The 24813-nt window shown below is 64.9% G+C and carries 27 protein-coding genes and 4 tRNA genes; 11 read left to right on the top strand and 20 right to left on the bottom strand.

Features of this window, described 5'->3' with window-relative positions; genetic code table 11:
- Positions 1-220 precede the first annotated feature (220 nt).
- The 3 genes from ACOQPH_RS03695 to ACOQPH_RS03685 all read left to right on the top strand — a co-directional run bounded on the left by ACOQPH_RS03695 (position 221) and on the right by ACOQPH_RS03685 (position 5361).
- On the top strand, positions 221-1717 hold the full coding sequence (locus ACOQPH_RS03695) for a CoA-acylating methylmalonate-semialdehyde dehydrogenase (RefSeq protein WP_420623389.1): 1497 nt from the start codon (positions 221-223) through the stop codon (positions 1715-1717).
- Positions 1718-1826: 109 nt separating this feature from the next.
- Positions 1827-3440, top strand: coding sequence for an ATP-binding protein (locus ACOQPH_RS03690; RefSeq protein WP_420623388.1), 1614 nt, complete (start codon positions 1827-1829; stop codon positions 3438-3440).
- Positions 3441-3528: 88 nt separating this feature from the next.
- Positions 3529-5361: an SWIM zinc finger family protein gene (locus ACOQPH_RS03685; RefSeq protein ID WP_420623387.1), complete on the top strand. Its 1833-nt coding sequence runs from the start codon at positions 3529-3531 to the stop codon at positions 5359-5361.
- Between the two features lie 42 nt (positions 5362-5403).
- Here the strand turns inward: ACOQPH_RS03685 and ACOQPH_RS03680 are convergent, their stop codons facing one another.
- Together ACOQPH_RS03680 and ACOQPH_RS03675 are read right to left on the bottom strand one after the other, a co-directional pair.
- Positions 5404-5817, bottom strand: a complete 414-nt coding sequence (locus ACOQPH_RS03680; protein ID WP_420623386.1) for a PIN domain-containing protein — start codon at positions 5815-5817, stop codon at positions 5404-5406.
- Positions 5804-6094 carry a hypothetical protein gene (locus ACOQPH_RS03675; protein ID WP_420623385.1) on the bottom strand — a complete coding sequence of 97 codons (291 nt, stop codon included), beginning with the start codon at positions 6092-6094 and terminating at the stop codon, positions 5804-5806. The genes ACOQPH_RS03680 and ACOQPH_RS03675 overlap by 14 nt, the downstream gene beginning before the upstream one ends.
- Before the next feature lie 248 nt (positions 6095-6342).
- Here ACOQPH_RS03675 and ACOQPH_RS03670 point away from each other — a divergent pair, with 248 nt between their 5' ends.
- Positions 6343-7533 carry an HNH endonuclease gene (locus ACOQPH_RS03670; RefSeq protein WP_420623384.1) on the top strand — a complete coding sequence of 397 codons (1191 nt, stop codon included), beginning with the start codon at positions 6343-6345 and terminating at the stop codon, positions 7531-7533.
- A gap of 280 nt (positions 7534-7813) precedes the next feature.
- Here ACOQPH_RS03670 and ACOQPH_RS03665 read toward each other — a convergent pair whose 3' ends face one another.
- The 8 genes from ACOQPH_RS03665 to ACOQPH_RS03630 form a co-directional block, all read right to left on the bottom strand.
- On the bottom strand, positions 7814-8251 hold the full coding sequence (locus tag ACOQPH_RS03665) for a TA system VapC family ribonuclease toxin (RefSeq protein ID WP_420623383.1): 438 nt from the start codon (positions 8249-8251) through the stop codon (positions 7814-7816).
- The gene (locus ACOQPH_RS03660) at positions 8248-8550 is read right to left on the bottom strand and encodes a hypothetical protein (RefSeq protein ID WP_420623382.1); all 303 of its coding nucleotides are present in this window, start codon (positions 8548-8550) and stop codon (positions 8248-8250) included. The genes ACOQPH_RS03665 and ACOQPH_RS03660 overlap by 4 nt, the downstream gene beginning before the upstream one ends.
- A 360-nt stretch (positions 8551-8910) precedes the next feature.
- Positions 8911-9258, bottom strand: coding sequence for a DUF5615 family PIN-like protein (locus ACOQPH_RS03655; protein ID WP_420623381.1), 348 nt, complete (start codon positions 9256-9258; stop codon positions 8911-8913).
- Positions 9255-9677, bottom strand: a complete 423-nt coding sequence (locus tag ACOQPH_RS03650; protein ID WP_420623380.1) for a CopG family transcriptional regulator — start codon at positions 9675-9677, stop codon at positions 9255-9257. The genes ACOQPH_RS03655 and ACOQPH_RS03650 overlap by 4 nt, the downstream gene beginning before the upstream one ends.
- A 160-nt stretch (positions 9678-9837) precedes the next feature.
- Positions 9838-10776, bottom strand: a complete 939-nt coding sequence (locus tag ACOQPH_RS03645) for an ADP-ribosylglycohydrolase family protein (RefSeq protein ID WP_420623379.1) — start codon at positions 10774-10776, stop codon at positions 9838-9840.
- Positions 10769-11299: a protein-tyrosine phosphatase family protein gene (locus ACOQPH_RS03640; RefSeq protein ID WP_420623378.1), complete on the bottom strand. Its 531-nt coding sequence runs from the start codon at positions 11297-11299 to the stop codon at positions 10769-10771. The genes ACOQPH_RS03645 and ACOQPH_RS03640 overlap by 8 nt, the downstream gene beginning before the upstream one ends.
- A gap of 123 nt (positions 11300-11422) precedes the next feature.
- Positions 11423-11499, bottom strand: a tRNA-Pro gene (locus ACOQPH_RS03635).
- 69 nt (positions 11500-11568) lie between these two features.
- Positions 11569-11760: a ferredoxin gene (locus ACOQPH_RS03630; protein WP_419552691.1), complete on the bottom strand. Its 192-nt coding sequence runs from the start codon at positions 11758-11760 to the stop codon at positions 11569-11571.
- A 215-nt stretch (positions 11761-11975) separates the two neighbouring features.
- On the opposite strand from ACOQPH_RS03630, the gene ACOQPH_RS03625 reads away from it, so the two are divergent.
- Together ACOQPH_RS03625 and ACOQPH_RS03620 are read left to right on the top strand one after the other, a co-directional pair.
- Positions 11976-12818, top strand: a complete 843-nt coding sequence (locus tag ACOQPH_RS03625) for an LLM class F420-dependent oxidoreductase (RefSeq protein ID WP_420623377.1) — start codon at positions 11976-11978, stop codon at positions 12816-12818.
- 47 nt (positions 12819-12865) lie between these two features.
- On the top strand, positions 12866-13522 hold the full coding sequence (locus tag ACOQPH_RS03620) for an NUDIX hydrolase (protein ID WP_420623376.1): 657 nt from the start codon (positions 12866-12868) through the stop codon (positions 13520-13522).
- Positions 13523-13570: 48 nt separating this feature from the next.
- Here ACOQPH_RS03620 and ACOQPH_RS03615 read toward each other — a convergent pair whose 3' ends face one another.
- The 4 genes from ACOQPH_RS03615 to folE form a co-directional block, all read right to left on the bottom strand.
- Positions 13571-13999, bottom strand: coding sequence for a TA system VapC family ribonuclease toxin (locus ACOQPH_RS03615; protein WP_420623375.1), 429 nt, complete (start codon positions 13997-13999; stop codon positions 13571-13573).
- A 2-nt stretch (positions 14000-14001) separates the two neighbouring features.
- Complete coding sequence (locus ACOQPH_RS03610; protein ID WP_420623374.1) at positions 14002-14262, bottom strand: ribbon-helix-helix domain-containing protein; 261 nt, start codon at positions 14260-14262, stop codon at positions 14002-14004.
- Positions 14263-14370: 108 nt separating this feature from the next.
- Complete coding sequence (locus ACOQPH_RS03605) at positions 14371-17169, bottom strand: ATP-dependent DNA helicase UvrD2 (protein WP_420623373.1); 2799 nt, start codon at positions 17167-17169, stop codon at positions 14371-14373.
- A 64-nt stretch (positions 17170-17233) separates the two neighbouring features.
- On the bottom strand, positions 17234-17902 hold the full coding sequence (gene folE / locus ACOQPH_RS03600) for a GTP cyclohydrolase I FolE (protein ID WP_420623372.1): 669 nt from the start codon (positions 17900-17902) through the stop codon (positions 17234-17236).
- A gap of 150 nt (positions 17903-18052) precedes the next feature.
- On the opposite strand from folE, the gene ACOQPH_RS03595 reads away from it, so the two are divergent.
- The gene (locus ACOQPH_RS03595) at positions 18053-19075 is read left to right on the top strand and encodes a DUF6159 family protein (RefSeq protein ID WP_420624299.1); all 1023 of its coding nucleotides are present in this window, start codon (positions 18053-18055) and stop codon (positions 19073-19075) included.
- On the opposite strand, the gene ACOQPH_RS03590 is transcribed toward ACOQPH_RS03595, so the two are convergent.
- Positions 19037-19110, bottom strand: a tRNA-Arg gene (locus ACOQPH_RS03590). The genes ACOQPH_RS03595 and ACOQPH_RS03590 overlap by 39 nt on opposite strands.
- Positions 19111-19246: 136 nt before the next feature.
- Here ACOQPH_RS03590 and ACOQPH_RS03585 point away from each other — a divergent pair.
- The gene (locus ACOQPH_RS03585) at positions 19247-19720 is read left to right on the top strand and encodes a cupin domain-containing protein (protein ID WP_420623371.1); all 474 of its coding nucleotides are present in this window, start codon (positions 19247-19249) and stop codon (positions 19718-19720) included.
- 19 nt (positions 19721-19739) lie between these two features.
- On the opposite strand, the gene ACOQPH_RS03580 is transcribed toward ACOQPH_RS03585, so the two are convergent.
- From ACOQPH_RS03580 to ACOQPH_RS03565, 4 genes are all read right to left on the bottom strand, one after another.
- Entirely contained in the window at positions 19740-20033 is a 294-nt protein-coding gene (locus ACOQPH_RS03580; protein ID WP_420623370.1) for a hypothetical protein, read from the bottom strand.
- A 148-nt stretch (positions 20034-20181) separates the two neighbouring features.
- The gene (locus tag ACOQPH_RS03575) at positions 20182-21120 is read right to left on the bottom strand and encodes an NUDIX hydrolase (RefSeq protein ID WP_420623369.1); all 939 of its coding nucleotides are present in this window, start codon (positions 21118-21120) and stop codon (positions 20182-20184) included.
- Positions 21121-21127: 7 nt separating this feature from the next.
- Positions 21128-21595 carry a hypothetical protein gene (locus tag ACOQPH_RS03570; protein WP_420623368.1) on the bottom strand — a complete coding sequence of 156 codons (468 nt, stop codon included), beginning with the start codon at positions 21593-21595 and terminating at the stop codon, positions 21128-21130.
- Positions 21596-21613: 18 nt separating this feature from the next.
- Positions 21614-22123 carry a glycine/sarcosine/betaine reductase selenoprotein B family protein gene (locus tag ACOQPH_RS03565; RefSeq protein ID WP_420623367.1) on the bottom strand — a complete coding sequence of 170 codons (510 nt, stop codon included), beginning with the start codon at positions 22121-22123 and terminating at the stop codon, positions 21614-21616.
- A 107-nt stretch (positions 22124-22230) separates the two neighbouring features.
- Between ACOQPH_RS03565 and ACOQPH_RS03560 the strand changes: the two genes are divergently transcribed.
- From ACOQPH_RS03560 to ACOQPH_RS03550, 3 genes are all read left to right on the top strand, one after another.
- Positions 22231-22306, top strand: a tRNA-His gene (locus ACOQPH_RS03560).
- Positions 22307-22349: 43 nt separating this feature from the next.
- Positions 22350-22423, top strand: a tRNA-Lys gene (locus ACOQPH_RS03555).
- Positions 22424-22519: 96 nt separating this feature from the next.
- Positions 22520-23065, top strand: a complete 546-nt coding sequence (locus ACOQPH_RS03550) for a beta-class carbonic anhydrase (protein ID WP_420623366.1) — start codon at positions 22520-22522, stop codon at positions 23063-23065.
- Between the two features lie 29 nt (positions 23066-23094).
- Here the strand turns inward: ACOQPH_RS03550 and ACOQPH_RS03545 are convergent, their stop codons facing one another.
- A complete protein-coding gene (locus tag ACOQPH_RS03545; protein ID WP_420623365.1) occupies positions 23095-24762 on the bottom strand; it encodes a hypothetical protein in 1668 nt (555 codons plus the stop codon).
- Positions 24763-24813 lie beyond the last annotated feature (51 nt).

Here is a 24813-nt window from a genome sequence, read left to right as displayed (position 1 = left end):
TCTAGCCACGGCTCGCCAAGCGGAACGCTGCTCCCTACAGCACGCCCGATCAACCCCCAACGCTGCTTCCAGAGCCGCTCTCAAGAGCATTTTCGATCACCTCGCAACGCTGCTCCCGGCGCCGCCCCCAAGTGCGTTCCCGTTCACCCCGCAAGGCTGCGAAGATGCGTCATTCGGCGCGCTCGTCAAGCACTGGGCGCTGCCGGCAAGGAGGACTCTCATGAGGCAAGTCGACCACTGGATCGGCGGTCAGCGAACGCAAGGGTCGCCCAAGACCATGTTCGAAGTGACCGACCCGGTCACCGGCAGTGTCATCGCCACGGTTCCCATGGCGTCCGCGGGCGACGTGGACCTGGCCGTGGCCACGGCACGCACGGCGTGGGACGGTTGGCGGGAGGCCTCCATCTCGTCTCGAGCCGCGGTCATGTTCGCCTTCCGGGAGCTACTCGAGGAGCACCGCTTGGAGCTGGCCGAGATGGTCTCGGCCGAGCACGGCAAGGTGCGAGCCGACGCCCTCGGCGAGGTGCGGCGAGGGATCGAGGTGGTGGAGTTCGCCTGCGGCATCGGCCAGCTGCTGAAGGGCGAGCGCACCGACGACATCAGCACCGAGCACGACGCCTACACGGTCCGCCAGCCGGTCGGCGTGGTGGCGGGCATCACGCCGTTCAACTTCCCGGCGATGGTGCCGATGTGGATGTACCCGGTAGCCATCGCCTCCGGCAACTGCTTCGTGCTCAAGCCGTCCGAGAAGGATCCGTCGGTGGCGGTGCGCATCGGCGAGCTGTTCGCCGATGCCGGGCTGCCCGACGGCGTGTTCAGCGTGCTCCACGGCGATGCGGACGCGGTGAATGGCCTGTGCGAGCACCCCGGGATCGACGCGGTGAGCTTCGTGGGCTCGACGCCGATTGCTCGTCATGTGCACCGCACAGCGTCAATGGCTGGCAAGCGGGTGCAGGCGCTCGGCGGTGCCAAGAACCACATGATCGTGTTGCCCGATGCGGTCATCGGTCAGGCCGCTGACGCCGCCGTGTCGGCCGGCTACGGCTCTGCCGGCGAGCGCTGCATGGCGATCTCGGTGGTCGTGGCGGTGGGGGCAATCGCCGACGACCTGTCTGAGGCGATCTGCGAGCGGATCGACGCACTGCGCATCGGCCCCGGACTTGGTGCCGAGGCCGTCGACATGGGCCCGCTCGTCACTGCAGAGCACCGTGATCGAGTGCTCAGCTACATCGACCTGGGCGAGTCCGAAGGCGCAGTTCTGGTACGTGACGGCCGTGGCCTTGTGGTGGACGGCCACCCGAACGGCTACTGGGTCGGGCCCACTTTGCTCGACGAGGTCACCACCGAAATGAAGGTGTACGAGGACGAGATCTTCGGACCGGTGCTGTGTCTGGTGCGCGTGGAGTCGTTCGAAGAGGCGATGGAGCTGATCGAGAACAACCAATACGGCAACGGCGTGGCGCTGTTCACCCGTGACGGCGGTGCGGCACGGCGGTTCCGGCGGGAAGCCCCGGTCGGGATGATTGGTGTCAACGTGGCCATTCCGGTGCCGATGGCCTACCACTCGTTCGGTGGCTGGAAGGACTCGCTGTTCGGCGACCACCACATGCACGGACCCGAAGGCATCCGCTTCTACACCAGGCTCAAGGCGGTCACCGAGCACTGGCCCGACCCCGCCGACCGCGGCGTGGACCTGGGATTCCCCACGGCCCGCTGAGCAATCGCTGGAGCATCAAGCGCACAGAACTTTCCACAAGATTTTCCGCAATGGTTTGAGTTGTGCACAATAATTCCACAATGTGCACAACTCTGCTAGAATGGGTGCTGTGAACGCCGAAAATGAGGAGCACATTTCTGCACCGGCAGAGCTCCAAGCGGAACTGGACGCCGCCGTGCCGCACCTTCGGGCTGCGGCTACCGATTACGAGACGGTCGAAGTCAAGTCCGCGGCGAGCGGCTTCCCAGAGAGCGCGCTGAAGTCCATCTCGGCGTTCTCCAACGGCCGAGGGGGCCTACTCATCCTTGGATTGAGCGATGCGGATTTCCTACCAGTTCCGATCAACCCGGCGAAACTCGCCGCCGATCTGGCGTCGAAATGCTCAGATATCCTCGAGCCCAGGATTCGGCCGAATATCGGCATCTGCGATGTCGAGGGCCAACCTGTCGTTACGGCTCGTATCCCGCCACTGGGACACCAACACCGACCCTGCTATATCCGAGCCGAGGGAATGAGTCAGGGTTCGTACACACGGGTTCACGACGGCAACCGGCGCCTGACGGACTACGAGATACATGTGATGGTCTCGGGTCGCGGACAGCCGAACGATGATGCCGCGCCGGTCGACGGGGCCCGCTTGGAGCATCTGGACGATGCGCTAATGAGCGACCTGCTGAGACGGCTTCGCCGACGCCGCGGCGAGATCTTCACCGAAGCCGCCGATCATGAAGTGCTGCACATGCTCGGCGTTCTGATCGATCCGCAGCCCAGCTCGCCCGTCACGCTTGCGGGTTTGCTGGCACTCGGCCGCTATCCGCAGCAGTTCGTGCCACAGTTGGCCGCCTCATTCGTCGTGCTGCCGACAGAGGACGGGTCGCCTCTGGCCGACGGAACGCGTTTCATCGACAACCAGCCGCTCGACGGGCCGATACCGGCCATCGTGGCGCAGGCCGTCTCGGCAATGCAACGCAACATGCGACGACGATCAGTCGTGGAAGGCGCCGGCCGCCAAGACATCTGGGACTATCCAGCAGAGGCCATCCGCGAAATCGTGGCAAATGCTCTCATGCACCGCGACTACAACCCGAGCGCTCACGGCACTCAGGTGCGCATATCCCTGTATCCAGATCGATTCGAGGTTGCCAGCCCCGGCGGGTTGCACGGCATCCACTCAGGGCACACCGACGTAGCGCAGCTCATTGATGCCAGCATCAGCAGCACCCGAAATGCGCTGCTCGCACGGTTGCTCGAAGATGTCGTCATCCCAGGTACCGGTAGGCCCGTGTGCGAGAACCGAGGTTCAGGATTGCGTGCAGCAGTACAGGCCCTCGATCGGATGGGAATGGGACCGCCTGAGCTAGATGACCGGGTACGCGAGTTGGTCGCCACGGTCCGCGATGACTACTTCCGCATCGGTGTCTCGGCAATAGGCGGCTCCGACCGCATTCCAGGCGCCTTCGACCACGATCCGTGGTCACCCACGTCGGGGGCGAATGCGGGGCGGCAGGCTCAATCGCACGAGCTGTACAAGGGCACCCCAGACCAGGTGATCCGTCTGCTTGAGGCTGGCCCGCGCAGCAGCGTCGATCTGGCAGGAGCGCTCGGCACCTCGAAACAGACGGTGCTGAACTGGCTACGTCGCCTCCGAGCCGATGGCATCGTGGCATCCACACACGCCGAACCCCGTACCCGTGGCAACAAGTGGATGCTGGTGCCGCAGTAGTAGCCATCGGTGTGCTGGTACCACACCACGCAAGCGCGACATTGCACGAACATCGTGACTTCGGTGCCATCGACTAGGAAATCAGGTCGTGACCGATATCAGGGAACTGAGTGGATCGAGTCGTTCAGACGAATTGGACGAAGTGCTCGACCAACACATGATCGAGGAACTCGCCGGTCTGCGCTCCTTTCAGCGAGGGGTCGGATACCTGAATGACCGTCGGGTGGAATCGGCGGCAGCGAGCGACAAAGGGGTGCGCGCGACGGTGCGCGGAACAATGCCGTACGACGTCGAGTTGTGGCTCGACGCCGACACGCTGAACTGGTCGTGCTCGTGCCCTGCGGCCGAAGACGGCTCGTTCTGCAAGCATTGCGTCGCCGTGGCATTGTCGCTGCTGCGCACCGGCGAGCGTCCCGAAGGCGCGAGCGAGCCGACGCGGCCGTCGCAGCACAGCCGAAGCGCCGACCCTGATGTCCTCCTGCTCGAGGGGTTCGTGCACCGGCTCGATGTCGAACGGCTGGCGGAGATCGTGCTGCAGCAGGCTGCCGACGATTGGCGCTTACGCGAACGCCTGCTGCTCGAAGCGAGGTCCGAGCAAGGCATAGGGCCGGACCTCGATGAATGGCGTCAGCGGATCAAGGGCGTTCTTGGCGCCCGGCGTCATGTGAGCTATCACGAAGCTCCTGAATGGGCAGCGATTGTCGACGACATGATCGACGCGATCGTGGATATCTGCGATGCAGGTCATGGCCCCGAAGCAGCGCAGCTCGCTGAATATGCGCACAGGCGGGCGGACATGGCCATGGGCCGTGTGGACGACTCTGACGGGTGGCTGACGGTCATATCCGACCGACTGGCGGATCTGCATCTTCAGGCGTGCGAGCAGAGCACATCAGACCCGGTCAAGCTGGCGAAGCGCCTCGCGAAGCTCGAAATGACGTCAGAACTGGACGGATTCCACCGGTCGGCAGCGAGATATGCGGAAGTACTCGGCCCCTCAGGGCTGACCGCGTTCCGCCGTGCAATCGAGCCCCAATGGCGGCAGATCGACCCCAAAGACGACGGCTGGTCGTCGGACGTGTCCCGGCTGCGTGAAGCGATGATCGGTTGGGCGCTTGCCATGGACGACCCCGACGCGCTCATCGAGGCGCACCGGCGCGAGCGAATTCACCCCACCGACATGGTCGAGATCGCCGCTGCGTTCGAACGGGCCGGTCGTGACGACGAAGCTGTCGAGTGGGCCCGTCGGGGTCTGTCAGGCATGAGGCACGGCTCATGGCATGCCGGTAATACCCGCGATTTTCTGGCTCGCAAGCTGCGCGAGCGGGGCGAGACCGGAGCCGCCGTCGATCTGTACTGGAAGACGTTCGAGGCGAGTCCGTCGCTGAGCAATTTTCGCCGCCTGAAGCAGGAGGACACCGGTGTCGACTGGCTGAGCCGAGGCCGCAAGCATCTGCTCACACTGCTCGATCCGAGCGGTGACAACACGTTGCTGGCTAGCAGGGCGCCGGCTGATGGTTCGGTGCCCGAAGACGTCATGTCTGACGACGCTTCCGCCGCGCCCGCAGCAGCAGCAGTCATCTTGACGGAGATCCTGCTCTTCGAGGGTCACGCTCAGCAAGCATGGGACACGGCTGTGCAGCTGGGCACGAGCAGCCAGATGTGGATGACGCTCGCGAGGGAGCGAGAGCAACACTCACCTCGTGACTCGATCACGGTCTATGCCTCGGCGGCGCTGGCGATCATCGATCGCAAGAAGGCCAACCAATACAAGTCCGCCGTCGATCTGATGTCTCGAATTCAGCGTCTGGCAGCCGATGCGGACGAGCCGCAATTGTTCGATTCGCTGCTGCAACGCGTCCGGACTGAGCACCGGGCGAAGCGCCGGCTCAAGGAGCTGCTTGACCGCGCGGGTTGGTGATCCCGTCGGGCGATCTGCGGCACCCGGACGCTTCGATGGCCGTCACTGCTCGACGAATGGGTTGATGACCCGCAAGCCGTCGTAGTCCTGCTGTGCGCTCATGTCCTCGGAGTACACGGCATCGCAGCCCAATGCCTGCGCAGCAGCAAGGATCGCGCCATCCCAGTAGGACAATCCGAAGCGCTGGCTGAGCGACACACCAGCACGAAAGACCTCGGCCGTGATCGGCTGGACCGAGAAGTCGTCGAAGACGCTGAGAAAGCGCATCGCCAGTTCGGCACTGAGGGCATGGGGGCGGCTGCGTCGAGTGGCCTGAACGAGGAACTCGGCCAGCACCTGCACCGAGAGCGCCAGGTCGGGCTGCTTGAGCAGCGCCACGGCGAGTCCGTGCTTGGCGGCATCGTCGGGCGCGGGACTTGCCGCGTAGAGCAGGACGTTCGTGTCAACGAGACGCACTGCGCTCGTGCAGTTCTTCGCGCGACAGATTGTCAGCCGTCCGGAAGCCGCCAGCTGACGTAGCTATGACGCTCAGCACGTCGTCAAGGTGCCTGCTCCGCCGCTGCTGTGCCGTCTCAGGCAGGTCGTCGTCGTCATGCAGCACGCCGCCATCGCCACTCGCAAGACGCCTGAGGTAGCCGCGAACCAGCGCAGACACCGAGGTGTCCAGCTCAGCAGCGCGAATGCGCGCCAACCGGTGCGTGTCGTCGTCAATTGCCACCGTGATGTTTCGCATGTCCATCAGTCTCCTGCTGTGCCACAGTAATTGTGACACACGTTATCTGCGTGCCACAGCCATCGGCTTGGATCGCCGCCCCTCCGCCCACTTACGAGCGGGTCCGAGGGTGCTGTGCACACGCGGGGCGGCACGGCGGTTCCGGCGGGAAGCCCCGGTCGGGATGGTCGGCGTGAACGCGGCGATCCCGGGCCCGACCGCTGACCCCAACATCATGGCTGTGACACCCCTCTCGTACATTTGTTCCCATGAAGAACGGCGGCGAATCCGGTTCGCAGGGCAGGGCCGCAGACACTGCGGTGCGTGTGGACCCGGTGGAAGTGTCGGGGCTGTGCGATGCGGGCTTGCGTGCCCGGTTGAGAGAACTCGGCCGGGCCGATTCGGCGCTGGCGGCAATGAAGGCTGCTGCGTTGGGCGAGATCGCCCGCCGCAGAGGTGCGTCCGCTGCCGAGCACGCCGCCAAAGACACGCTGCTGATCTCAGGGCGCGCGGCACGTGGGGATGTCAAAGCAGCGGTGGCGCTGAGCGAACTGGACATGACTCGTGAGGGTCTGGCCGATGGTTCGGTTCCTGTGGGGCACGCACGACTGATCGCGCGTGCCGCCACCGAGGGCCCCATCGACGAGGGGTTCCTGGCTGAGCGGGCACAGCGCGAGGGTTATGACGAGTTCCGTCGCACCGTGGCGCGTCATCAGGCCGACCAAAGCAGCGACGACGGCGCCTCGCTGCTCGAGCAACAGCACCAGGCGCGCTCGGGGCGGGTGTTCACGAGCCGTGACAACGGCATGGTGGTGCTCAACGCACAGTTCGACAGCGTCACTGGCGCTCGCCTGGCGACGGTGATCGCAGCAATGGAGCGCCACCTGTACCACCACGAAGACCCCACAGCGCGGCCCAGCCATCCCCAGCGCACTGCCGACGCGATAGCGAAGCTGATTCTCGAACCTGACGCGCAGCGGCCTGCGGGCACCTCGCTCCTGGTCGTGGCGGACTACGACATGGTGAACCACCAGCTCACCAATGCGCGTCTGTCAGACGGCACACCGATCCCCATCGGGGAAATCGCCAACGTTGCCGCCGATGCGCATGTGCTGCCCGCGATCTTCAACCACGCGACAGGGGATCTGCGAATGGGACGCCGCCGCCGCACCGCCACCGACCTTCAACGCGCAGCGCTAGCGTTGCGCGACCAAGGCTGTGTCGGCTGCGGTGTGTCTCCCAACCACTGTCGATCCCACCACATCATCGAATGGCAGGACGACGGCCCCACCGACTACGGCAACCTCGTGTCGGTCTGCAACCGATGCCACGACAAGATCCACCACGAAGGCTTCACCGTCGAACAGAACACCGACACCGGCCGCTACCGGCTCCAGCCCCCGACTCGGCCACCCAACGACACCAAAGGCCGAACCGGGTCGCGAGCACCGCCACGCTGAGCGCCCATTGGCGCACCAAGCGCACAGCACTTTCCGCAACGATTCGATTTGTGCACAAAGTTTCCGCAATTGAGTGTCGCTGGGCGGCGGACTTGCCTTGGGGGCAAACCTCCGCATTAGCGGAACGCACCACGCTCGTACAGCTCATCGCGAGACAGGTTGTCGGCCGCCTGGAAGCCGCCAGCCGACGCTGCGACTTCGCTCAACACGTTGTCCAGGCGCTTGGTACCCCGCCATTCCGGCCTCCACTCGTGAGGTCGCCTCGATTGGGAGCGCGAACTCATGTGGCGTGCGCCGGGTTGAACCACGACAGGCCGTCGAAGCGAGCGAAACCGGCATCGGCGGTGGCGACGCGGGCACCGCTGCTGATGGCCAACGCGGCGATCCAAGCATCAGGCACAAGGTTGCCGGCGATGAATGAGTCGCGTTCAGCGAATTGCGAGAACTGACGCCAAGTCGCCTCGGTCACCTGCAACTGCCGGGCAGCCGGCGCGGCGCGCAACGCGTCCACGAATGAGAGGGCGGCCGTGGTGGGGGCAGGATTCGCGAATACCCGGCGATTCGTCACGACACGGAGAAACCCGGTCAGGACTACGTCGATGAGACCGAATGGTTCTGGGCCGTCGAGCGCAGCGTCCAGCCAGCGGCGGAACGTCTGGTGCTCGTCGAGATCGCCACGGTAGGCATACACCAGCACATTGACGTCTGGGCAGATCATTTCCAGCCGTCGGCGTCAAGGGCGCTGCCGAGTGCCTCTTTGTCTGCGGGATCGACGAGAACCTGATCACTCGCGCTGCCCCATATCGGCAGCGGCGCCCGGCGAACCTCCGACACCTCGCTCAGTACGTGGTGAAGACCTTCAACGACCAGAGCCGTGAAGGTGCACCCACGCTCTGCGGCGCGGCGCTTCGCCATGTCTGCAAGCCCATCGGGCAAGTTGATCGTCGTTTTCACATACACAACCATATCGCGAGATATGCAGATATGGCTCCATACGCCTACGACGAGCTGCTCCATGAGCACCTCAAGCTCGACACCGCCTTAAGGAGTCCTGCGCCGTCGGCACCTAAACCATGAGGAGACAAACCCAGCGGTAATGACTCTGGTGCAAGGGGTCAGGACTCAAGCCAATTGGGCCTGGTCGTAGAGTCGGTCGGAGAGCGAGGTGATTTCGTCTGCCATGGCGAGCTTGGCCCGCCATGTTGCCGGGATCGCTTCTGCTCCGTAGTGGGCACCGGCGATCTGGGATTCCCGACCGCCCGCTGAGCTCGGGCGACCCTACGCCCCATTGCTTCTCGGGTTTCCATTCTCCCTGACCGATGAACTTGTGATCATTCCGTCCCAGGTCGTCAGGTGTCAGCGAGTTGAATCGTGTCGTCACGGCCAGTGCAGCCCAGGCGACGGCGACGGATTGGCGTTCGCCCATGCATCGAGGCGACGCGCGAGCGCTGGCCCCAACGCGCTGCCCGAGGGCAAGTCACTTTTTCGAACGAAGGTGACAAGTCCATGGGGAGCGCCGCGCTCCAAGTTCTGTGCCACCAAGGACGCGTAGTCGGCGAAGTTCTCCGTCACGACGACGCGACCCTCATCTGCGGCCAACCCGTAGAGATGCTCGTCGTCGCTGCCCGCCAACACTGAGCCAGCGACGCTGCGGGCGTCGTGGCCCAGTCGCCGCAATTCGGCAGCAGCCGCGGGCGGGAACATCTCGTCGAGCAACCACTTCACGTCGAGAGCATGCGCTCGCGGCGATCAGCGAGCTCCCGCAGTTCCTCCGCGACTCTGGCGTCGGTCGCGATGCGGTCGTCGATCTCATCGGGGAATACGGCGTAGTAGTCGGCGGCGAGCCCGATCAGTTCTGGTGCAAGGCCCGTTTCCTCGGCGACAAAGTCGACGGGCTGTCTGCCAGTGCCGTGAGCGCGCTTGAGGTCACGAACGACCTCCCACACATCGGGTCCCTTCGCCAGCCCAGCGCGACGACCGGTCGGGCCGTCGCGGAACACAATGCCGGGAAAGCGCCGCATCTTGAGTCCTTCGTCAATCAGCACAACGGCAAGCGTCGACGGCGGTGCGGAGACCCGCTGGCTCTCATCGTCCAATCGCGCACGCACATCCTCTGGCAAACGCAACGATGTCGGACGGCTCATGGTGCCTCCTTCGAACGTCTCGCGCTACAGCGTAGTGCGCTGGCATACGACTGGTCTACGCGTTGACGGGACTTACCACACTTTCCGCAACGGCTCGAGTTGTGCTCAAAGTTTCCGCAATTGAAGGTCGCGCGAACTCGGCTGGCGTTCCGCCGAGCGCTCAGGCCAGAGCAGCCTGGTCGTAGAGGCGATCGGCCAGCGAGGTGATTTCTTCCAACATGGCGAGCTTGGCCCGCCATGTCGCCGGGATCGCCTCGGCCCCGTAGTGGGCTCCGGCGATCTGGCCGTAGATGGCACCGGTGGTGTCGGCGTCGTCACCGAGGTTCACGGCGAGCAAGGCGCCCTCGCGGAAGCCGTCGGAGCGGTGGAAGGCCCACAACGCCGCTTCCAGAGCGTCGACGACGTAGCCCGTTCCCTTGATGTTCGGCGGTTCACGATCCTTGAACGAGCCGCCGGCGACGAGCGCAATCTTCTCGGCTAGGGGGTCGCGCTCCCAGAGTCGTTCGACGGGGCAATAGCCCGCTGTGAGCAGCGTCTGCTTGTCGGCGCCCTGCAAGGCTCCGACCAGCAGGCCAGCGAAGTAGCGGCCGGCATCGACCGCTTCCCGCGCCTGGTGCGTGACCCGGGAACTGTCGGCGGCCATGGAGATGGCCTCCTTAGCGTCGCCCGCGTAGTGCATCGGCACCGGCGCAAGCCGCATCAACGAACCGTTCCCGGCACTCATGGGGTCCGAGGACCCGGCATACGGGCCGCCGTGCTGGACAAACCGCGACAGCGCTCGGCTGACGGTGACCCCGATGTCGAAGCAGTCCCCCGTACAAGACAGGTAACCCTCGCGCCACCAGCGCACGTAACGCTGCATCTGATCGGCCGGGTCGAACCCGTCGCCCTCGACCAGGCTGGTGGCCAAGCACAGCGCCATTGAGGTGTCGTCGGTCCACTGGCCTGGCATCAGGCGGAACGGACCGCCGCCGACCATGTCATCGATCGGCTCGAACGAGCCGGGATTCTTGAACTCCAGTGTGGTGCCCAGCGCATCACCTGCGGCGAGTCCGAGCAGACATCCCCGAAATCGATCCCGGGGTGTGGAATCACTCACGCGGCCCACCCGAGACTGGTTCGCTCCAGTTGCGCACGTACTCGCGTTGCCGCGGCATTTCCGGCGAGCGAGGCGTGCGGTATGCCTTTTCCATGCCCGTCCACCACGTCGCGATTTGGTCGAGAGCCTGCTCGCCCGTCCGGCCATGGCGCACCAGCCAGCAGCCGACCACTGTGCCGGTTCTGCCAACGCCACCCCAACAATGCACGTAGACCGTCTTGCCCGCACCTATGGCCTCGTCAATCACGTCGAGGATTTCGGCAGTGTTTTGGGGGCTGCGCGGCACATCTAGATCAACGATGGAATGCCGGGAATGCTGGAATGGCGTGCCGAGTCGGCTGGCTTCTTCGGAAGCAATCGGGGCGTAGGGCGCCAATCCTTCATACGGCTCGGTCAGGTCGATGAAGTGGCTGATTCCGGCCTGAAGCAAGACCCTCAACTTGTAGGCGGCTTCGTTCCGGTTCGGCGCCCCCGGATACTCGCCCGCCAGGAAGCGGCCATGATCAACCCAGTAGGTGTTCATCGGAAGTTGATGGCAGCTACAAGCACCGCCCATGTCCGCCGTCATTGGTCACCTCACACCCGGCAAGCTCCGCCGCTGGCCAGTCGGAATCGCTTGTCAATCTCTGAATGACCGTGTCGCCACTGGTCGGGAAGGCGGGATTTGAACCCACGACCCCCTGCTCCCAAAGCAGGTGCGCTACCAAGCTGCGCCACTTCCCGAGTCTGATCAGTCAGCTCCAGAGTCGATCGTACCGGCGCGGCTGCAGCTGGCCCGGGTCGGTTTCGAGCTCAGTCGTCTACCGAGATGACCTGTGTGGGGCAGCTGGCCGCTGCAGTGCGAACTGCGCTGTGCTGCTCGGCGCTGGGGCTGTCGTTCAGCAGTTGCACGAGACCGTCGTTGCCCACCTCGAAGATGCCCGGGGCGATCATCTCGCACGACCCGCTGCCGATGCACTTGTCGACGTCGATGGTGATCTTCACTGTGCCTCCAGGTCGTCCAGCCCCCAGGTCGTCGAGCCCGCACGTTGCTAGGTGCCCACGCAACGTGCCCCTGGAGATCCGGCAACACGCTACGCCACGCCGCTGCAACGCCCTACGCATCGCGGCCCGGTTGCAACCGGGCACGCGTGACGCGGGGCCGTTACTCTCAGCGGCGGCCGCGACCGGCCACAACGGCAACCACCAGGAGGACCACCGTGAAAATCGGCGTGATGATGTTTCCCACCGACAAGGCCATCGGGCCCGTCGAGTTGGCCAAGGCCACCGAGGAACGAGGCTTCGAGTCGCTGTGGTTCCCCGAGCACAGCCACATCCCCACCAGCCGTGAGACACCGTGGGGCGGCCGCGAGGGAGCGCCACCGCTGCCCGAGGAGTACTGGCGCACGCACGACCAGTTCGTATCGCTGGGTGCAGCCGCCGCAGTAACCGAGAACATCATGCTCGGCACCGGCATCACGTTGGTCGCACAGCGAGACCCGCTGTGGCTCGCCAAGGAGGCCGCCACCGTCGACCGGATCTCGAATGGCCGGTTCATCTTGGGCATCGGTTACGGCTGGAACAAGGAAGAGCTCGCCAACCACGGCGTGAAGTACACCGACCGGCGTGCGGTCACCCGCGAGATGGTGCTCGCAGTGCGCGAACTGTGGACCAAAGACGAGGCCGAGTTCCACGGCGACTGGGTGAACATCGACTCGTCATGGCAATGGCCCAAGCCAGTGCAGGAAGGCGGCCCGAAGGTGATCCTGGGCGGGGCCGCAGGTCCGCGCACCATCGCCGACATCGTGGAGTTCTGTGACGGCTGGATGCCGATCTCAGGCCGTTACGACCTGGACGTGCCGGTCAAGCAGATCCGGGAGTCCGCGATCGAAGCGGGCCGCGATCCCGACGAGATCGAGTTCGGGCAGTTCGGCACGCCCCCCAAGCCCGAGATCCTCGACAGCCTGGCCGAAGTGGGCGTCAGCCGGGTCGTGCTCGCGCTCCCGCCGGCACCTGCAGACACCGTGCTGCCGATCCTGGACAAGTACACCGAGCTGCTGTAGCCGCGGGCATCGTCGCCGCTGGAAGCGCCAGCGGGGACAATGGCTGCATGACCGACAGCGCGCCAGGCGTAGAACTCCTGGACTTCACGGACCAGCTCGGGCGGCGCCTTGGCACCGCACCACGGGCCGAGGTTCACGAACGCGGTGACTGGCACCGCGTCTTCCACTGCCTCATCGTCACGCTGCGCGACGGGGTACCGACGGTCGTGTTGCAGGGACGATCACGCTCCAAGGCGGCCTATCCGGGGCTGTTCGACATCAGCGCGGCAGGGCACCTTGCCGCCGGGGAAACACCGCTCGATGGAGTGAGAGAACTGGCCGAAGAACTCGGTGTTGCTCCCGATACCAGCGATCTCGTGCCTCTCGGGATCCGCAGAGTGGCGGACAACAGCGGTGAGGGCACGCTGAACTGCGAGCTGATCAGCGCGTACCTGCTGCGTGACGACCGCTCGCTCGCGGATTATGCGGTCGCTCGTGACGAAGTCGATGCTGTGTTCGACGTGCCGATTGCGCCGTTCCTCACGCTGCTCGAAGGCGGCCCGCCGATCACCGTCGAGGGTGTCGCAGCGGCTGGCCATCCCGACGCTCACGATGTCACCGCCGAGGTGACGCTGGACAATCTTGTGCCCGGCACCGAGTACTGGGTGGTGCTGATGGTGATGGCCCAGCGATTCTTGGCCGGCCAGGGCCCGCTCGCGGTCTAGTTCTCCAGCGACGGCACGACCAGCGAATCCGGCTCAGAGCCTCCGCCACTAGGCGACGAGGGGGTTCTCCCAACGGACCTGGGGAAAGCGGGCGAAGTCGGTATCGGCACTCATCACCGTCAGGCCATGCTCAACAGCCAGCGCTGCCAACATGGCGTCAGGCACCAGGTTGGCTGTCACGTGGTGCTCGACGACGAGTGCGCCCAAGATCGCCGCGGTTCGCTCGCCTGATGGCGGGATCCAGGTCGGCCCGGCGTCAAGCCATGCGCGTACCCGTTCCCACGCTTGGGTCGCGGTCAATGGTCGGTTCCACACACGCGGATTGGTGCTGATCCGCATGAAGGCTGTGACGGTCTGAAGCGGTAGTGCCACACGGCGATTGCCCAGCAGAGTCTCATCGAGCCATTGCTTGGCTCGTTCATGGCGAGCCGACGAGGCGTCGGTGGCGTACAGCAGCAAGTTGGCGTCGACGAGCACACTCAGCCTTGGGGAGAGTGCTCGTCGACCCGGTCGCGCATTTCGAGCTCATCAAGCATCCCGAGGACCTCGCCGATGTTGGTGACATCGATCTTCTGGCCCATGTCGTAGCTCTTGTGAACGTATGGCTTCGAGGCCGCAGGCCTGGCGAGACCTTCCCGGGCGAGCCGGTTGAGCGCCTCGCTCATGCCGATGCCCTCAGATCTGCGGAGTTCTTCGACCGCTGCGACCACGTCATCGGCCAACGTCACCGTCGTACGCATGCCATCACTGTAGCATCATGATGTTCCAACAGATCAATCATGATGCGGACCTGCTGGACCTCAACGCCGCAGTTCAACTTGCCGCCGACGATTGTTCCGACGTGGCTCTCAGAGGTGTTCGGCGATGATGGCCAACGCCTCCGCGCCATAGGCCTCGAGTTTGGCCGGACCAATGCCCGGCACGGCCAGTAGCTCGGCATCGTTGCGGGGACGCTGGGTCGCCAGGGCGATTAAGACCGCATCGGCAAAGACGACAAATGCGGGGAGGGCATCGGCACGGCTTCGTTCAAGGCGCCAGGTGCGTAGCGCTTCGAACAGTTCCGCGTCACGAGGATCTGTCGGCGGTTGGGGTTTGGTCTTGCGAGGCGAGCTTGAGCTTCCGATGCCCGACAACCTCGCAGCACCCCCGGATGCCTTATCGGCATCGGCACTCGAATTGCGCCCCGCACCTCGGGACGCCACGGCCGCCGGTTCGGTGGGCGCCGGAGGAGCGAGCTTGCTGAGCTCGCCGACGAACGAAGAGGACGGATCGTCGCAGACCAGCGTCACCGATTGCGAGCATCGGGTCAGCGCGACGTGAAACACGCGTCGTTCTTCCTCGACGTCGTGCGCGAGACGGTGCGGCATGAGCCCCGCTGACGCCTCATAGATGATGACATGGGGCCATTCGAGGCCCTTCACCTTGTGGACCGTCGCCAGCCGGATACCGGGACGCCGAGTCGACGAGCCGCCGTCGGCGCGACTACGTACAGATTGCTCGTCCACACCGAATCCGGCAACCTCGCGGTCCCCGAATCCGGACAGCCGATCGGACAGCCAACCGCTGAAGCCTGCCGGCTCGGGGTGCAGGTGGGCGACCGAGATGAGGGCGCGCAGATCGTCTCCATGAGCAGAGCGATCGACTGACCGCCGGGACGCGTCCAAGCGTGTATCCAGGCTGTTGCCGAGTCCGAGTTCATCGCGCACGAATTCCAAGATCTGCCTCGTCGTGAGCCTCTTGCCGTCCGCGAGTTCCAAGAGCAACTCCACATCGTCGGCGAATTCGCGGATCTTGCCCGCGGTGCGCTCGTCGCTGAGGCGCCCGGCCAGGGCGCGTAGCTCCCGGACGCTGCGCTGCTCGCCGATCCACTCGATGACACGAGGTGAGATGCCTCGTGGCGGGCGACGTGCGGCATCCGAGAGCGACTGAGGCGGCAGCGCTCGTTGCGGCGCGATCGCGAGGGCCAGCCAGGCAAGTGCCGCCGAGACACCGGTTCGTTCCAAGAACCCCCGCCCGAGAGGCGCGTCAGCAGCGACACCCATCTCGGCGAAGACGATCTGTGGCACAAGCAGGGTGCTGTTGACCCGCGCCAGCACTGCGATCTCCGAAGGCTGCGCTCCGCGATCGATGAGAGCCATGACCGCAGCGCGCAGCGCGCTCGCTGGATCAGCGCCCGTGACGATCCGCAGATCATCGGCGCCATCGGCATCGGCGATCCCAGCAGCGCCGATCTGCTTGTCGATGCGCTGGCGGTTGTGCGACAGCAGATTGACTGCGGCGCTGACAACCTGCCTCGGGCAGCGGTAGTTGACATGCAGCGGATGCCGCTTCGCACCGGGAAAATACGTCTCGTAGTCGATCAGCCACTGCGGCGACGCCCCCGTGTAGCCGTAGATCGTCTGGTCGTCGTCGCCGACACCGAACACGTTGGCTCGCGGACCGGCAAGCAGCCGGATCAGAAGCAAGTGCGCCGGTGTCAGGTCTTGGAACTCGTCGACGAGCAGCACGCCGCAGACACGCCGCGCCGTTGCGCGTGCCGCGGGATCGCTCAGCAGGATATCGATCGCCCGAAGAACTTGCTGGTCGAAATCGACCAGTCCATCGGCGGCGAGGTCGTCGACGAAGCGCGGCGCCACCGTCGCAAAGTCGGATACGTCGGGTTGGAAGGCCTGCTCGACCTCGGTCGGATCGCGCAAGCCCAGCCGGGAGGCGCTGAGCGCTTCCAGCCATGGAGCCAACTGATCGGTCATGGCCCGCCGCCGACGCTTGACGATGCCATCGAGACGCTGCCGCACTCCCATCTCGTCGATCACCTCGACGCGCCCATGCCGGGCTGGTCGGGCGAATCGGCCGGAGCCGTTGCAGATTGCCAGCGCGAGGCTGTTCAGCGTGCGCACCTCGAGTCCCGCAAGATCGGCCGTGCGCTCCTGCATCTCGGCCCGTGCACGCACGTTGAACGCCACCAGGCACACAGCGCTGCGGGCTACGCCGAGATCTCGCACCAGATAGCGCGCCCGCTCGGTGAGCACACGGGTCTTGCCAGATCCTGCCGGCGCGACAATGCAGGCGGCGCCGCCAAGATGACCAACCGCGGCGCGCTGATCGCCGGCCAGATCAGCCTCCGGCGCACAGGGCCGAACGACGGCCAGGCTCCCCGCGGCGAGATTGGCGGCGGGGATCACGCCATGGGTGAGATCGAACGCGTCCAGAGGTCCCCCGTCGCACCACGCCGGCCCGCTGTCCGTTACGACGTCCCCCTCGCCAGAACCTGCGCAGATCCTTGCTCCGAGCGATACGGCTGCATCGACGGGGGCGAACCGGGCGCGACGCGGGTCGCGAGCATCCACGACGTTGGAGCACAGCAGGTGAGAGAGGACTTCGGCTCGCATCGTCATGCCGACGCTGAGCTCCCACCAGCGGGCCTCCCAGACCGGCGTTCCGCCGGGCACATCGCCCTCAAGCTCCACTACCAGCGGGATTCGCTTCGACCACGCTTCACGAAGCCGTCGCCCGATCTCCATGGTGAAGGCGTCGGGCTGCACCACGAGACGCTCGCAGGCATCCCACGGCGAAGGTGCCGATTGCCCCCGTCGCACGAGGACGCTGCGCCCGAGCTGTGGCGGGCCCGCCAGCGCGGTCGCGTTCACATTTCCTCCAAGGCGAACAGCACTCGAATTCCGTTGCTGGTCCCGGTCTGCACCGACCGTTGCGCTAGCGGCCGATGCCGATGAGGTGCATCGCCTCCGCACGGGTTGCGGTGTTGCGGAATTGGCCGCGCACGGCTGAGGTGATGGTGAGCGACCCGGGCTTTTGCACTCCCCGCATCGACATGCACTGGTGCTCGGCCTCGATGACCACGAGGGTGCCGCGCGGCTCAAGCACCTCCATCAGCTTGTCGGCGACCTGGGTCGTGAGCCGTTCTTGCACCTGTGGCCGGCGGGCGTAGGCCTCCACGAGGCGTGCCAGCTTCGACAGCCCCGTGATTATGCCCCGCTCGCCTGGGATGTACGCCACATGCGCCCGGCCGACGAACGGCATGAGGTGGTGCTCGCACATCGAATAGAAGGGGATATCACGCACCATGACCATCTCGTCATGGCCGGTCTCGAACTGCACCTTGAGGTGATGCTCGGGGTCTTCCCGCAGGCCAGCGAACACCTCCGCGTACATGCGGGCGACGCGCTTGGGCGTTTTGCGTAGCCCCTCGCGGTCGGGGTCCTCGCCGATGGCAATCAGGATTTCCCTGACCGCTCGCTCGATGCGGTCGGTATCCACCACCTCTTCGGTAACGGCGCCATTCGTCTCCGCGATCGACGTCACCTCACCTGAGAGTCCGGATGTCGAAGCAGCATCCGTGCCAGAAACTGAGCCCTGCGGCATCCGCTGAACCTACCCGCGTTCGCCAGCGACACCATCGCAATTTGGTGAGGCGGCGCCGGGTGTGCCGAGCGTGTGCCCGTGCGGTCGGCGCCTGCAGAGCGACGTGATGGTCAACAGCCCTTACCAGGTGCCGAGGTTAAGGTCATCTCAATGGGCATTTTCGGCGAGCTCAAGAGCACTTGGAGCCGGACAAGAATCCTGGCCTCCACTTCTTATGGAGTCTTGAAGCGCGACAGGTTCCTCATGGCCTTCCCGGCCTTGTCACTGGCTGTGGTGGCGACAATCAGCGTTGTCGTCTGGGCCGTGGTGTGGGTCACGACCTCTGGGCTCAGCTCCAGCACGGTTGCCGATCCCGGAAAATGGGCAACCGAGCCCACGGTGTGGATCGTGCTTGTGGGTTCCGTCCTGCTGTGTACCTTCGCCTCGGTTTTTTTCACCGCTGCGCTTACCTATGGGGCCTGGGAGCGGTTCCAAGGCAGAGCACCGACCTTCGAGAGCTGCATATTGGCCGCCAAAGCCCGTCTCCACGTCATCGTGCCGTGGGCCATCCTCGCAGGCTTTGTAGGAGTGGTCTTCGAAGTGTTGTACCGGCTCCCCAGAATCTTCCGCCACATGGAACAGGCTGGTCGCCACATCCCCGTGGTCGGCCACTTCGTCGCCATCGGGGCAATGATCGTGGCCTTTGTACTTGAGTCCATTTGGTACTTCGTCACCTACCTCGTCGTACCGGTTCTGGTAGTGGAAGAGACCGGCCCGATCGCTTCCTGCAAGCGCTCCTTCGGCCTGTTCCGCAAGACGTGGGGAAAGAGCCTGATCGCTCGAGTGGGGTTCGAGCTCATCGGCCTTCTCATCCTCCTGCCAGGTCTGGTGCTCGCGACCCTTGTCGTGCTCATCGGGTTGGGAAGCCCAGTGGCGCTGATTCTCGGAATCGGTATCGGCGTGGCATGGCTGCTGGCGATGATAGTGGCCATGTCGGCAATTGTCGGCGTTTTCAAGATGGCGCTGTACCTCTACGTGACGACTGGCGAAGTGCCTGGCGAGTTCCAAGGCACTGGCCTTGAGAACGCGTTCACAAACAAGAAGGCCCTCAAGGCCGAACGAAAAGCTCGCAAGGCTCGAGGGAAGGTCCAAATGCGCCCCCGGCAGGACTCGAACCTGCAACCGGCGGGATAGAAGCCCGCTGCGCTGTCCAGTTGCGCCACGGGGGCTTTGGCCACGTAGACCCGGGGCCATCCTGCCATCGAACTAGCGCCGGTCCAAGGGTTCAGCGACATGGCGGTGGCCTCCTCGGTACATTCGAGAGTCCGGCCTTCGCATGGCTCCGACCCTCAAGGGAGGCTGAACGTGACTGCGACGAACTCTGGCTTCCGCTTCGACACCGGCGATCTTCAGTGGATCCACCACGAGGGCGGACCGCGGTTCGAGTTTCCGATCGACTACGACATCGCCGTGCTCGGCCACGAGGAGGACGTCGGGCGGCTGGACCTGCTCATTCGTTGGGCACCGGATGCCTACTGCCACTTCCACCGCCACGTGGCGACGACGACCTCGCTGGTCCTCGAGGGTGAGCATCACGTCATCGACATTGATGGCGACGGCAACGAAGTGCACCACGATGTCCGGCCTGCCGGCACCTACTGCAGCGGCCCCGGTGGTGACGTGCACATGGAGCGCGGCGGCCCCGAGGGCTCACTGGTGCTGTTCTCGATGCACGAGCCCACGGGGCGGATGTTCGAGGTGCTCGACGCCGATCACAACGTCCTGGCTGAGAACACCATCGAGTCCTTCAGGGAGCAGGCCCGCGAACTCGCGAGTTGACATCCGCACGAGCGATGCGTCAATCGCTCAGGCTTGCTCCCGCCGATGCATGTTGCGCGTCGTCAGCCAGTGCCCGCGACAAGGCTTCAGACAACCGATCGTCAGCCCAGCCGGTCTCGATGGCCTCACATACCAACCGCCACACCTCGAAGCCCAACGCCGTGACATCTCCTGCGATGAACTTGGCCGTCAGCTCTGCTTGAAGCCTTAGGGGATCGGATCCTCCGCTCCCCAGCCACGCCTCGACGACTTCACGCGTGCTGCCCTCAGCGCCCGTCAAGCCAGATAGTGGTCGGGGGGCCGTGCCGGTCACGGATTCAACGGTACCCGGCGACTCACATCGGCTCCCACCGGAAATCGATTTCCATGATCGCCATCGTTCGATCAGGCTGTTTGCAGAGCGTTCGCGGGACGCGTCACCTGCAGTTCGCAACCGCCAGGCGCACGTCGCCGGCAGCCCGCTAATTCGAGGGCCAGCGCAGGATGCCGGTCTCGGCGCGGCCGTCGGCGGCCTTGTAGTCCGGGTCGTCGGGGAAGGCGATCCGGTGCGGGCCTTCGTTGTCGTAGCGAATCCGCACATCCTCGTCGTCGGCAGGGGTGCCGCTTCCGGCTGCTGCCACCGCGTCAGCGACGGTGCCGAAGCGGGCGAAGCGGTGCAGCATGCCGATGGTGGGCGTCATCATCACCATGTCGCCGGTCTCGTTACGCCTGATGGCGTCGGCGGGGCGCACCCACTGGTGGTCAACGGCTTCGTCGTGGTCGGGCAGGGGCGTCTGACCGTACGGCATCGCAGTCAAGAAGAACCGTGTGTCGTAACGGCGCGGCGAGCCCATCGGCGTCACCCAGCGCCCGATGAAATAGACGTTGTTGCCATCGAGCAGCAGATCTTCGCTGCGGACGGTCTCGATGAAGTCGCGCTCGCCGGCATTGACCTCGTCGCGGTACTGCGAGAACCGCTCAGCGACATCGGGAGGTGAGAGGTCGATGATGCCCGAGGGCAGGTCCCTGGGGTCTTCGACGCCCACCGGGTGGTCGTGATGGGCGAGCAGGATGCCGGCCTCCTCAAAGGTCTCCCGCAGTGCCGCCACCCAGAAGGCAATGCCGCCGCGTTCGATGCCGATGCTGTACGAGGCATCGGCGTCAGTGAGGCCCGCCACCGTCTGATCGGCGCGCTGAGTGGCGTCATCGGGATCGACCGCTCCTCCGGGATACACCCACATATCGCCCACGAAGATCGATCGGGAGTTGCGCTTCAGCATGAGCACGTGGGGATCGTCGTCACCGGACAGGATCATCACGGTGGCCGCATCGCGCACCGGCACAGCTTCGGGGTCGTAGTCGCCGCCGGATCCAGGCGACTTGGCGCCCACGGAGACGCGGCGCTCGGGCTGTTCGCTCACAGGCGGGTCAGTAGTCGATGCCCGCGCAGACGAGGCACTCTTCGCCGTCGTGGCTGGCGCGGGCGGCTGCTGCGTCCTGCTCGGTTTGGTACTGGGGCGTCGGGTGACGCTGGATCCGGTCGTCGTCGTAGGTCGCAGATGCGGACTCACCGCCCGTCGGCACAGCGGACTCGGACAGATCAGCAGCCTCGGCGGAGGGCGCGAACACCTTGTCCTTCCAACGGTCGGACTCCGACCACCGGTAGCGCAGGTGCGCCATCGACCCCGGCACACGCAGGTTCTCGAAGGCAGCGAATGCGTCCCGAAGTATCTGCAGGTTGAGCTCCGGCTCGTGGGGCCGGCCAGACGTGTGGCCGAGCGGGTAGTCCAGGTAGGCGGCGCGAGGCGGCCAGACCGCCCTGGTGATGTCACGTGCGCTCGTCACCGACAGCGTCGGGATCCCCTCGGCCTCGATGGCCCGTGCGATCAGACCCACGGTCTGATGGCAGACCGGTCAGACCGGAACGAGCAGCACAGCGTCCAGCTCGTCGGCCACGCAGCGCTTCGCCAGTTCAGGGATCAGCTCGGTGCGGACCCGGCGGGTGCTGTAGATGCCGCCCATGAGGGTGTAGGCGTTCGGACCCAGTTCGCCGATCTCGCCGCTGTCTCGCAAGGCACGCAAGCCCTCGATCGGGAACACGCAATTGATGTCCGAGCGGGCATCGGTCAAGTCGTAGGCGAAATGCGTGGCGCGCAGCTTGGCAGGGTCGATGTCAGTCGGAATTGCCCGGTACGTCGTGTCGTCGCGAAAGTGGAACGCCGTCTGGCCGACTGCATAGACGCCACCCGTCGCAATGAGGCCCAGGCGGCATTCCGAGATCGGCTTGGTCAGCGGTGTCCATGGCGGCGGTGTCTCGCTGTGGAGCCAGCGGTACTCGCCGTATCCCAGTCCGATGTACTGGGCCGTGATCCGAGGGATGTACTCGACTGGCGGCTTCCGAGCCGCGACGGTCTGTGCGCTCACGCTCCTACGGTACGCCGTCGGGCTCGCGCCTGTCAGAGCTCACCGCAGAGTCGCCGTGAAATCCGGTAGCGAGGTGGTGCCGCCCGTGGCATCCTTGACCACCCCGTGCGGGTCGTAGCTCAGTCGGTTAGAGCGCCAGTTTGTGGCACTGGAGGCCGGGGGTTCGATTCCCCTCGATCCGCCGCACCGTCGCTCAGAGGGTGTCGTTAGCCTTGCGGGGCATCTCGCGCCTCTAGCTCAATTTGGCAGAGCAACGGACTCTTAATCCGCAGGTTCTGGGTTCAAGTCCCAGGGGGCGTACTACCGGTCTGCCGGATCACTTCAGCTGCTGAGTTGGTCAGCACAGCGCTGCACGTTTGATATTCCACGCGTCGATAGCCATGACGAGGACATCGGATGAATCAGCGGGAAGCACACGACGAGCCGAGGGTGTCGGACTTCCATTCGACGGCCGACGACTTGGTCGAACGCAATCGGCGTGTGGCCGACATCGTCAAGACGCCTGGGATGGCACGCGCACCCAGCCGGCACGTGGCGATCGTCACGTGCATGGATGCTCGCATCGATCCCTTGGCGGCGCTGGGGCTGAGCGTCGGCGAGGCGCATGTCGTGCGTAACGCGGGGGGCGTCGTCACCGACGACGTGATCCGCTCGCTGTGCATCTCCCAGCAGTTGCTCGGAACCCGGGAAATCCTGGTGGTGCATCACTCGGGCTGCGGCATGTGCGGCCTCGATGAGGCAGCGTTCAGCAAGGAGATGGAAGAACGCTTCGGCGAGCGGCTCGACTGGCCGATCGGCTCATTCGCTGACCCCGACAACGACGTTAGAGCGTCTATCGCAGCGCTACGAGCCTCGCCATTCATAGAGCACGACACGGCCGTACGCGGCTTCATCTACGACGTCGAGACCGGCTTGCTCAACGAGGTTCCGACGACGGCCTGAGACGCGGCTCTCACCTCGTGCTGCGCCGTTCAGTTGGTCTTGGTGATCGTGACGGTGTGGGTCCGCCCCGAGTCCGCAGTGACCGAGACGGTGTACCCGCGAACCGTCACCGAATCTCCAGCTTCCAACAGCGGGAAGTCCTCGACTGTGCCGTCCCCGCTGTCGCCCGCAATCTTGAGCGGCAGATCGCCGGCCCCCAACGAGGCGTCAACGGTGTACACGAGCACACCCTCCACAGGCAGGCCCGGTGGCGTGACACGGGTACCGACTGAATCGGTGTACGGGCGGGCATTGTCAAACCCGAGCCGTCGTCGACTCTCCATCACGAGTACCTGATTCGGTGCCAAGGGAACGACAGCCATGACGGTCCCACCGCCGGGGGCTGCGACTGGCTCCAACTCAACGGTCGCAACGGAGTCGGTGACGCAGCGGACTTGGTCGTCATCCAGCCATCCCAGCTGCCACCGACTCCAGGCCAACATCTCGTCAAACGTCACGCGCCGAGCAGTTGCCGTTTGCGTATGGCCGTCGGCGTGCCGCCGAACTTCCTCGAAGCGAGAATCGCCGGCCGAGGCCGGGAAGTACGACTCAAGTCTCATAGGGCCGAAAACCGTGCGCACCCAGTACTGACCATTCGTAAGCGGGGTGCGCTGATGGTCATCGCCGTATGGGTAGAGATCGGACAGGCCGAGGGCGTGAGCGATCTCGTGTGCGGCGACCAAGCCCCAGTTGCGAGTACTCGTCTGCTGAGACAGCGGCATGGTGTTCGCAAACGTGATCTGCATCAGGCTGTCGTCAGCCCTGATGTTTCCTCCTGCCTGACCGCCACCGAAGTGGCTACTCGGGAGCACGAAGAGGACGATGTCTGAGCCAGCAAAATCGAACGAGGGATCCGCAGCGGCCACGATCTCGCGGGTCAAGCTCCGAGACTCCGCGTCGGGTGGAGCGACTTGCTCGTTCGTCGTCCGTTCGCTGAAGTAGTCGCTGTAGTCGCCAGTCATTCGCAGCCAGCCGTGTCGCACTGTTGTGGTGACGTCGAGGCGGCCGTAACTGACCTCTTCGAGAAAACGCGTCATGAGCGGCAAACCGAATTCAGCTTCCTCTTGCGTGCTGTGGGTGGCTTGAGCATCGGGGAAATCGGCGAAGACAACCGCTACTTGCAGGGATCCGATCGCAGGGGGAGCCCAGGTCGGCAAGGGGAACCCCGCGGTCACCTCATCGATGAGGCCGAACGGCATGCACTCGCGGTGCTCGCTCTCCGCGGTATCGCCGACACTCGTGCCGCTGGCATCAGCGATCCAGATCTCGAAATCCAAGAGGCGATTGCCCTCACGTCGGTTCTTGACGTATGCGATGCGCTCGCCGTCAGGCGACCACGCAGGTCGAGATTCCGGCCCCGCCGCATTCGTCACCTGGAACGAGCGGGCTTCATTGACCTCCAAAATGTAGATGTCCGACTCGCGATGATCACCACTCGCGTACGCAATCCGGCTGCCATCAGGCGACCATGACAGGCCGTCACGCCGCACCCCGCCCCTCAAAAAGCGGACATTGGAGCCGTCGGCGTCCATCACGCCCAGTCGGCCAAAGTTCACGAAAGCGAAACGACGGCCATCGGGAGACCAGCGCGGCGCGTCGAACCAGTTATTCAGCCGGCCCGCCACGACCTGCAGATCCCCACCGGTTTCTGCGTCCACCGTGACGATTGAGCGAGAACCGCGAACGACAGAATCCTCCGGGCTACTGAC

The organism is Candidatus Poriferisodalis sp., assembly GCF_965221945.1.
Taxonomy (GTDB): domain Bacteria; phylum Actinomycetota; class Acidimicrobiia; order Acidimicrobiales; family Poriferisodalaceae; genus Poriferisodalis.
The sequence above is the reverse complement of the archived record's forward strand: the minus strand, read 5'-3'. Positions and strand labels throughout refer to the sequence as shown.